The sequence below is a fragment of the Chryseobacterium sp. Leaf394 genome (assembly GCF_001424105.1).
Taxonomy (GTDB): Bacteria; Bacteroidota; Bacteroidia; order Flavobacteriales; family Weeksellaceae; genus Chryseobacterium.
Map to the genome: position 1 here is coordinate 2,321,755 of NZ_LMQH01000011.1, position 10,290 is coordinate 2,332,044.

Sequence of the window (10,290 nt, forward strand, 5' to 3'; positions counted from 1 at the left end):
GAGCAATCTCATTTCATCTCTATGTTTGAAAGGTGTAAAATTTTGATCTGATAAGTTCACAATTCTTTATTTTAATTTTTGTATTTATAATAATTCTTTGAGATTGGGAATATTGCAACAAACATGAATAAACTTATATTTTAAAGATGAATAAAGAAGGACGTTTATCAGCGTCCTTCATTCATTTCCCTGTCAATCCATTCAACATTTTTTCTGTCTTTCAGGAAGTAGTCCCACCAGTCGACTGTTCTTCTGTTCAAATCAAATGCTTCGGGCGTATTATATCCTAATGTGTGTTCCTGATCCCTGTAGAAAAGTGCTATTACTTTCTTTCGGTTCCGCAGAAGGCCGATGTAAAAGGCTTCAGTCTGCTCCGGAAGTACATTTCCATCCTTTCTACCTGACCACATTAAAATCGGGGCACTTACATGCTGCACATAATTGACCGGATTGTTTCTGAAATACAATTCTTCATTCCCTACATAAGGTCTGTTGATTTCAAACTGTCCGCCTTCAAATCTACCGTAATCGGGAATCTCAAACAACCTGTTGTACGAAAAGTATGACTGCATAATATTCGCTACGGATGCCCCTGAAAGGTATGCTGCAAAACGAGTTGAATGAGTGGCAATAAAATTCACTTCATATCCACCCATGGAGTGACCGCTCAGCCCTATTTTTTCCTGATCGATATAAGTAAAATCTCTCAATGCATCCAAAGCTGCATGAACACAGTCTAATGCAGAGATGCCCGTTCCTCTTTCATCAAAGACAACATCAGGCTGATAGATAAAATATCCCCGGTCAAGCATCAGCCTTTTATTAAATCCATCGGGTTTAATTTCTCCACGGATGTATGCTGATGCAGCGTCAGACTGTTTTTGGTATATTCTGACAATGACCGGATATTTTTTTGAAACGTCAAAATTTTCCGGATACGAGAGAATAGCTTTTAAAGGTCTACCCGAACTGTTTTTGTATGAGAGAACTTCGGTTTTTAAATCTGAAGCTCTTTTATCCTGACGGTTGGTCCGGTAAAGAAGTTCTGTCTTTCCATTTGTTGTATTCCTGCGGTAAATTCCAGGTGGAATATTATGATTTTCTTCAACACTGTATACCAGAGCTGAATTATGATTATCAGTTTCTGAAACCTCCTTTATTTTATGAGATGTGAGAGGGATCAGTACCGATGTTTTTCCCCGTTCCCACCGTAATACACTTGTTTTTTTACTGTTTTCATCATAAATCTGCAGTTGCAAAGGTTTGCTTAGATCTGCGGTAAAAGTTCGGAATCTGGTTTTAAGATGACCAAAAGCTACATTTATTTTTTTGTTCATAATGGTTACCTCATGTGCATCTGAAATCTTCATTGCTGAAAGTTTTTTGGTTTTCAGGTCATATGCAAAAAGATCTGATTTACCGGAAAACAACAATATTTTACTGTCTGAAGAGAATACGGGATTGCTGAACTGACTGCCATCAATTTCTGTGAAGCCCTGATGTTCAAGATCGAATATTATCCACTTATCAGTTTTCCTGCTGTGAGACACTGCAAAATTTCCATTCATTGATCCTATAACTTCAGATGACTCATTGAACGCCAGTAAGCTGGTGTTTTTTTCTATATCGTACAGATAGATGTCATACATTGGCGTAGCATGGATATAGTTGTAAACTTCTTTCGAGCTGAACATCCAGAGATACCTGCTGTTGTTCAGTGGTACATAGACCTGAGATTTTTCGGAGGGCAGTTCAGTTATTATTTTTTTCTCCGGCTTCCAATACCAGAACCTGTAGTTTCTTTTTCCCGTGCGTGCGGAACGCAGATTTTTATCACTTCCATACCAAACCTCCACCATTTGAGAATCAGAAACCTCTGTTCTGGATTCTGCAGAAACTAGAAAAGTGCCGTCATTCCCAGCTTCTGCTATTTTAATGGCATCAGTTTTTACCGGCTGGATTAGTTCCGGGACATAAATTTTTCCTTTTTTAATATCCAGAAGAACCATCCGTTTTGCAGTCTCACCAATTATCTGTTCCCTTATGGCGAGAAAATTCTGTGAAGACAGAAGTTCAGTTTTTTCAATGGTATTTTCCGTACTGTAATGCCTGAAGATTTTTTTTCCATTCCATTCCAACAGTTCATTTTTTCTCTTACTGCCCGTACTTTCAACAGTCGTCGTGATGAATACTTTGCTCTTACCTGAGGTCATCTTTTCCACCTGTAACAATTTCAGTATACGCTTTCCGCTCAAATTATAGATGCTCAGTGTTTTATTTTTATCCAAAATACAGAACTGCCTTACATCTTTCATCACCTCTGCAGTCCTGACCTTTTTGAAGGTTATCTTCTGATGTGTCTGCAGGTTTAGAAGCTGTGCATTGCCTGCACCAACAGCAAAAAAATGCAGTTTCCCAAGAAATGATTTTTTGTCACTCATTCCAATCACTGTATCGGACGGAACTTTTCTTTGGTGTGAAAAAACAAAAACCGTATCGTTGCTTTCAGGATAAATAAGCGTTAGAGCCGCATATTTTCCATCTTCTGAGTTTATCATCCATTTAAGATCTGAGAATTTTGATGCCCATAGTTTCAGACTGTCATCCTGAGTCCGCTGACTGTATACAGTAGCTGACAAAAATATTACAATGAGTGTTATAAAAGCTGTTTTCATTTAATAGCCCTGATTTTGAGGTTTGAGTTTTCCGTTCAAAAGCAGTTCCTTCTGCGGAACCGGCCACAGGCGGTGGTAGTCTTTCCAGTTGGGTTTTACAGCTGTAAGCTGGCTGAGCTGATCATTTCTTTTAAGGTCGAAAAAGCGGTGACCCATCTCAGTGAAGAATTCACGGCGGTTTTCATTCAGGATTTCCGTGAGCAGTACAGCCTGCGTTACAGATGTTGTAAGTGCAGGAAGTGTAGCCCGCTGTCTTGTTCTGTTGACATAAAGAACGGCTTCCGTCACTTTATTCTGCTGAGCCAGTGCCTCTGCCAGTAAAAGGTTAACTTCCTCAAGCCTGAAAACGATGGAATATTCCGCGGTGTTGGCTGAACGGAGTCTGTACTTTTCGGCGCGGTACCATGTATTGGCTCCCACGGTAACCGTTCCCATCCAGGACTGTTTTCTCAGGTCACCTGCGGGAAAGGAACTGACCAAAGAATTTGTAAGTGAAAACCCTGTCGGGGCGGCATTGACGAAATAGTAGAGGGAAGCTTCCTTTGTGGCATCACCTGAGTTTTTGGGTTTCAGCTGCCAGAGGATGTGGGTTCCGGATTTCTGAAATACCTTGGTGATGTCGTTCTGAAACTGGTACAGTGGACTCTGAAGAATGGTTTTGAGTGAAGCTTCCGCCTTTGACCATTGCTTCTGCTGCATGTATACTTTTGACAGAATCAGCTCTGCTGTCTTTCTGTTGATGAATATTCTTTCTGTATTTCGGTACTGATTATTCAGTGCAGGAATAGCATCGAGGAGATCCATCTCTATTCTATTCAGCACTTCTGCAGCAGGTGTTTTGTCAATGTTCTGATTGATGATGTAATTGGTGGTTACAGGATAGGGAATATCTCCGTAGATCTGCTGAAGATAAAAAAACAGCAATGATCTTATCGTCAGTGCCTCAGCGGTTATCCTTGCCTTATCAGCTGCAGATAATCCCGTTGATTCTTCTACCCCTTCTATAATGCTGTTGGCCACATAAATTTTCTGATAGGCGGCTGTCCAGAATGTGGTGACCGGAGCATTGGAATCCAGGAGCGTATTGTTAAAAATATCCGGAAAGCCATTATTGGTCACCGCCGTATGGTAAATCAGATCGTCGGTGTACATTCCCCAAAGTCTGCCCGACTGGTCTGCGGATATTGGGGAGCTGTCCCACAATCCGGCGTAGAGTGCTGACAGTGCCGCATTGGCAGTCTGCACATCACTGAACACATCCTGTGTTGCGATCTGGTTTTGCGGAAGATCTGTTTCGATCATTTTTTCACATGAGGTTGTGATCGTCAACAGGACGATTGCTGTTATTGTTTTTTTGATTGATGTCATAAGGTTGTTTTTTATTTATTATAGTGTTCTTTTGACTCCTTTCAGTCGTCGAACCTAAAGGGTTTGCCTTGATGCAAAAGAACCAAAAAATCAAGACCCCAAAACTTTGCCTCTCAATTTTTATGTATTAATATTGAATCGGCGAATCTCTACGAGATTTTACGCTACAAATTGAGCCGGTGCTGAAAAGTTTAAACTCGTGCGGAATCACTATTTTACTTCTTAATGTTTTTACTGCCCGCACTCAAACAGTAAACTTTTGGCTCATCTTTATTTATTTTTTTATTCGATTCGCCGAACCATAAACGTTTCTCTGTGGCCCATGCTTTCAATTTGCTTAACGCTAAAAGTTTAATGGTCAACGTTGAAGTGGATCTATTTTAATGTATAACCGTTTTGTTGATTTCATAACTTTGTTCTTCTATATTTAAAAAATGTAATTGTCGAATATCCGGGAGATATACACTAATAATTGAGCAGAGCGAGGCGGATCTTAAACTTATTTTGCTTTTGTTCTTCATTTCTGCAATCTTTAAAGCTTTCGATTCCGACGTTAATATTCTTGAGTGTAAACTTTGCAATCATATTCACTACCCATATCACAGCGTCAGTGTTGCTCCGAAGGAATAGGTTCTGAGAGGTGGCAGAAATCCGCTTGAACCCAGCTCCGGATCTATCCCGAAATACATTGTCCAGGTGTGAAGGTTCTGTCCCTGAAAGAAAAGTTTCACTTCCCTGAATATTTTACCCTGAGTAGGAATGCTGTATGCGAGCTGCACATTTTTCAGCCTGATGAATGAGGCATCGGAGACCGTTGCATCACTTATCTGAAACAGCTGGTGTGAGACTGTGGTTGCGGTATGGTAAGGCATATACAGTCCCTCAGGATTCTGAGGTGACCATACATTCAGAGCCTGCACGGGGAGGTTGTTCATGGAACCGGGTGAGGGCATGGTGCTGTTGTAGTTTCTGCTTTCCTGTTTTACAAACTGTACAAGCACGGAAAGGTTCCAGTTTCTGTATCTCAGGTCATTGGTGAATCCTCCGTAGAACTTCTGACCGAGGTTTCTGATCACCTGTCTGTCATCGGGAGATGAGATTTTGCCGTCACCATTGAAGTCTGTAAAAATATACTGTCCCGTGGCAGGATTGATGCCGTTGAGCTGATACAGTTTTATGATGTTGACCGGCTGCCCGACAACATAGGTGTTGGCATAGGAAGAACCTTCAAGACCGGGAAATGAAAGAAGTCTGTTCTCCGGAAATGTAATGTTGAATCCTGCATCCCATGAAAATGAGCCGTTCTGTATCAGATCTCCTTTAAGATCAAATTCCCATCCTCTGTTCCGAACGGTGGCACCCAGATTGGCGAGTACCGATGTGAATCCCGTTACTGCGGAAAGCTGGTAGCCGAGAAGCTGGTTTGATGAACGGTTGCTGTAGTATGCTGCCGTCAGATTCAGGCGGTTTTTAAAGAGCCCGAGCTCAAGGGCTGTTTCAAACTTCAGGGTTTTTTCCCAGCTGAAATCCGGATTATAGAGTCTTGAAGGCAGCAGACCCACTACTCCATTATAGATTAAAGTGGATGTGATGTAGGTATTGAGGTACTGGTTTTCCCCGATATTGTCGCTTCCTGAGGAACCGTAGCTTGCCCTCAGTTTTCCGAAGCTGACAAAGCGGTTGTCTTTCAGAAAGTTTTCCTTTGTGAAGATCCAGGCGGCACCGGCTGCCCCGAAGGTGGCGAATCTGTTGTTGGGACCGAAGCGGCTGCTGCCATCCCTTCTTCCGGTCAGGTTGAGTATGTACTTGCCTGCATACTGATAATTGATTCTGCCGAACACTGCCGCATAGCGGTATTCAGTGGTCACGGCATCCGATACGGTTTTGGCCTGCGCCGCACCGATGTTGCTGATGAAGAGGTTGCTTTCAAAACCGAATCCCTGAATGGCGGATGTGCTGTTTGTATCCCGTTGGTAGGTTCCTCCTGCAAGGATGTCTGTCTGATGGTTGCCTTTTTTGAAGAACCAGCTGAGCTGCGGTTCGATGACCATTGAGAATCTGTCCTGATTGCTTTTTGAAGCAGCTGACTGTGCCGAGGTCATTCCGAAAGAAGGATCATTGGCGGTGTGGGGTCTGAGTGACCATTCCTCAAAGGTCTGGTAGGTCATGCCTCCGTTGACTTTCAGTCTCAGGTTTTTAACCAGTTCGTATTCCGCGCTGATGTTGCTCAGGAACTGAAGCTGGTCATTGGAATAGGTATTCCTGAAGTTGGCCAGAGGGTTGGCGAAAGTACTGTTTTCCCAGTTCAGACTGCCGCTGCTGTCATACAGTGCCGGTGCATTGGGAGACAGTATATAGGAAGCTGCGGTAACATCCGATGTGAGGACATTATTGTCCAGCGCGGAAAACAGGTTGGACATGTTGAAGGTAAACTTCCTGTCTGCCGATCTGTGGGAAATATTTCCGGAAACCGTGTTGGTTCGGTACCTGAAGTTTTCCCCGAAAACGGTAGTCTGCTGACTGTGGCCGAGGCTTAGCAGGTAGGATGTATTTTCACTTCCTCCGCTGAGGGAAAGCTGGGTATTGGTTATATCAGCATAATCCCCGATGAGTTCCTTCCGCCAGTCGGTGAATCTGTTTTTATCCCAGGTGCCGTTGATGTCGTAGGCAATTGCCGGATAGGCTGAAATGTTGTCATTGGCAAAAGCCTGCCGGCGCATGTTGATGTACTGTTCCGTGTTCATCATTTCCAGTCCGGAAACGGCATGGCTCAGTCCGTAGGATGAGTTGAGGGTAAGTCTCAGCCCTCCTTTTTTTGCTTTTTTTGTGGTGACCAAAACTACTCCGTTGGCTCCCCTTGATCCGTAGATCGCTGTGGCATCAGCATCTTTGAGGATTTCGAAGCTTTCGATGTCGTTGGGACTGATGGAGTTCAGCGGATTGACATTGGCCAAAGCAAGTACGGTTCCTCCGTAGCGTGAATTGACTCCGCCACCAACGGGAACGCCATCGATGATGTAGAGCGGCTGATTGCCGTCAATCTCTGAATTGATACGGGTGCGGAGGGAATTTCTGCCCCTGATCTGGATGTCGAAACCTCCGCCTGCTGTTCCCGAGTTTTGGGTAATGCTGACGCCTGCCATTCTTCCCTGCGCTGCTGACAGTACATTGGTGACGGGCTGGTTTTCGATTTCCTTTGCTGAGATTTTGGCAATGCTTCCGGTTCTTTCACGGTCTTTTACCTTGTAATAACCGGCGTTGAGGACGACTTCTTCAATTTGCTTCAGGTTGAGGTTAAGGTTGAGGTTTAGGGTTAAAGCTGCTTCTAAGGTTTTTCGCTGTTCGGGATAATCTGAGTGGCGGAAAACAAGGACGGGATTCTCTCCGCTGACCTGAAGAATGTAGTTTCCTTTGTCATTGGTAACAGTCGTTTCACTGCTGTTATCCTGAGAGACAGAAACTCCTGAAAGGGGTTTGTTGTCTGCGGTTACGGTACCCGTAACGGTTCTGGTCTGAGCCTTGAGATTGCTGCATATGACTGCCAGCATGAAGGCGCAAACCGTGCTTCCTATAGTATTATAGGATTTTTTCATAGTTTTGTAATGTTTTTAATTAAACGATTCAATCCATTGCTCCTTCCTCAGTCGCCAAACTTAAGGGAAGGGGCTTTTTTATTGATCTTTTTGTTAGGCCGAGTTGGCCTGTGTCTTATTTCATTGGTTTTTGATTGGTCATAATAATTCGCTGTGATTGGGTTCCTGTTTTTATTCTGAACAGAGGAATCTCTGATGCAATCCCCAACTGCTCAGAAAAACAGGGCTTTCATGATACACTGAAAAGAAATAGTAATAAACTGCTCACTTCAGAGCATACAAAAGCAGTAAAATATCAATTAATATGAATGAAAATTTGTCCCGAGAAAGCTTTAAAGCCGCAATAGGTTGTACACCCTACTGTATCCTATCATGATACTCTATGTGGTGAAGCGGGCTTAGATTGTTTGTAGAAAAATCGGACGGCATGAAAATAAAACGGCATGGAACTCTACAATATCCTAACTGAGGTACTGGTATACCTTACATACAGATAAGAGAGCCCACGCCTAGGTCGTGAGCATCAGGCTTATCATCTCGTATGTTAAAAATTACCAGTTTTCAGTTAGAGATTCTAAGCAATAGCTTCTAATATTCTTTGAAGTATCGCAAAGTTACATTTCTGTGACTTCATTTACAAATATAACAAAATTTTCTAACGCGGGTTAATTATCCCACAAAATTTTTTGTAAATATATTGAAATTGTCTGTCTCGTACATTATGTAATGATAAAAGATAGAGCAAAAGGAAATTTTCTAATCCTATTTGGAAAAAAACTAGAAGAACTGAGAAAAAGTCAGAATCTAAGTTACAGACAGCTAGCACAAAATTGTGATGTTGACCACAGTGACATCAGCAAAATTGAAAAAGGAAAAAAAGATATTCAACTTACAACTATGTTGCAGTTAGCGCACGGTTTGGGACTATCTCCAAAGGAACTTTTTGATTTCGAATTCGATATTACAAAGTCTAATGATGATGGATAAATCATGATAAGAGGTGGGATTTGCTTTTTTATTTACCAATTGCTTTGAAATAACGATCTGAACGCTGCTGCAAAACTTCATTTGTATCTTGAAGTTATTTTTTTGCTTAATTTTAAATAGTGACAAAGCAATTCTCGGACTACTGCAATGATGCTGTAGATTTTTTAGGGATTAATATTGGTGGTTTTTGTGAAGATAGAATATAAAAAGCTTAAATCAGCTCTCCAAGTTCTCCTAACATTAGAGTTTTCTTTTCCAATGGCTTATAATATCGTAATGGTGATTCTTTATGAGACATCACGAAGTCAAGAGACTTCGCACAGCAGACAGGAAAGATGCCGACTATTGTTTGCATACTAAAAACCACATTACAGGTTAAAGATGGTACGAAGTAGGGAGACTTCGCATAGCGGAAAACTTTGACAGCGGACAGTTTGGTTATCAGAGGTTAAGTTCAATGGAATCAAATCCCGAATTGGTGACAGACTGGTTCTTTTGTGCAGGGAAAATTACTTAGTCGTTTGACTTCGCATGGCCAAGCATCTGGAAAGCGGAATTTGCGGATGCAGTATTTTATCATCAACAACAAGTTGATGATTGTGGTAAACTGTTGTGGACACCTGATCATATCTGCAGCTATTTCTGCAAAAATCCAATGAGTTTCCAAACGACTCTATACTTTACTTTCAGCGGGGAATATTCGATCTGGTTTCCTGTGAATGCCTGTCCTACTTCGCTGGTAATGGTGCGGTAGCTGGTGAGTCCTGAGCTGCTGGCGCCACCCATAGCCATTGATGTGGTTATTACGCCGGAGTATTTCCATGTAATTTTATGCTTAAGAAAATACCTTATAATTAACTCATAATCGGATGCTATCTTATATCCGACGATATAGACTCCCAAATTATCGAAAAGCTGTCTTTTGAGAAATATTGAAGGATGGGGTGGCATAAAACCTATTTTGAGTTTCTCCGGATGCCACCTTTTGGAGGAATATTTACGGAGAATTTTTCTATTCCTGTGCTGCAGAATATCTCCTGTACATGCGTCTACCGCGTTGCTACGCAGAAAATCAGCGATTTTTTCTATGGTTTGTGCTTCATAAAACACATCATCTGAATTAAGAATGCCGACGTAATCCCCTGTTGCCATGGCAATTCCTTTATTCATGGCGTCATAGAGGCCTTTGTCCGGTTCAGAGATCCAGTGCGAAACAGTTTCAGGGTATTTTTTGATGATATCAACGGTGCTATCAACAGAGTTACCGTCAACGATAATATATTCAATATTATCGTAGGTCTGCGATGCCACCGATCGGATGGTATCTTCAACGGTCGCTGCGGAATTGTAGCAGACCGTTATTATCGAAATTTTCATTACAGTTTAGTTAGAGTTTTTATTTTTATAGTTTTTGATCTGCGGTTAGGGTAATGACTTTTTACTCTGTTGATTTTAAATCATTACGTAATTTGTTCCTGCCCATTTAAAAGATATATCAGAGAACATATCCCTCATGATCCTGAACCTCTAAAATAGAAATAAAATCATAAAATCTTCTATAAATATCACAAAAAAATGAGATTTTATGCACCTTTCAATTAAAGTTTATAATAAATCATTGAATACCTAAAATAATTCACAACAAGTTTATTATACTCTTTTTTTTT

5 protein-coding genes are annotated in these 10,290 nt (G+C 41.6%); 1 reads left to right on the forward strand and 4 read right to left on the reverse strand.

Going from position 1 to position 10,290, the window contains the following annotated elements:
- Positions 1-167: 167 nt before the first annotated feature.
- The 3 genes from ASG21_RS15330 to ASG21_RS15340 form a co-directional block, all read right to left on the reverse strand.
- Entirely contained in the window at positions 168-2,675 is a 2,508-nt protein-coding gene (locus ASG21_RS15330) for a prolyl oligopeptidase family serine peptidase (protein WP_056082060.1), read from the reverse strand.
- Positions 2,676-4,043 (reverse strand): RagB/SusD family nutrient uptake outer membrane protein, encoded by a 1,368-nt coding sequence (locus tag ASG21_RS15335; protein ID WP_056082064.1) that lies wholly within the window; start codon positions 4,041-4,043, stop codon positions 2,676-2,678. It lies immediately after the preceding gene.
- A 599-nt stretch (positions 4,044-4,642) separates the two neighbouring features.
- The gene (locus tag ASG21_RS15340) at positions 4,643-7,636 is read right to left on the reverse strand and encodes a SusC/RagA family TonB-linked outer membrane protein (RefSeq protein WP_056082069.1); all 2,994 of its coding nucleotides are present in this window, start codon (positions 7,634-7,636) and stop codon (positions 4,643-4,645) included.
- Between the two features lie 726 nt (positions 7,637-8,362).
- On the opposite strand from ASG21_RS15340, the gene ASG21_RS15345 reads away from it, so the two are divergent.
- Positions 8,363-8,623, forward strand: a complete 261-nt coding sequence (locus ASG21_RS15345) for a helix-turn-helix transcriptional regulator (protein WP_056082072.1) — start codon at positions 8,363-8,365, stop codon at positions 8,621-8,623.
- A 636-nt stretch (positions 8,624-9,259) separates the two neighbouring features.
- Here ASG21_RS15345 and ASG21_RS15350 read toward each other — a convergent pair.
- The gene (locus tag ASG21_RS15350) at positions 9,260-10,000 is read right to left on the reverse strand and encodes a glycosyltransferase family 2 protein (RefSeq protein WP_056082075.1); all 741 of its coding nucleotides are present in this window, start codon (positions 9,998-10,000) and stop codon (positions 9,260-9,262) included.
- Between the last annotated feature and the right edge of the window lie 290 nt (positions 10,001-10,290).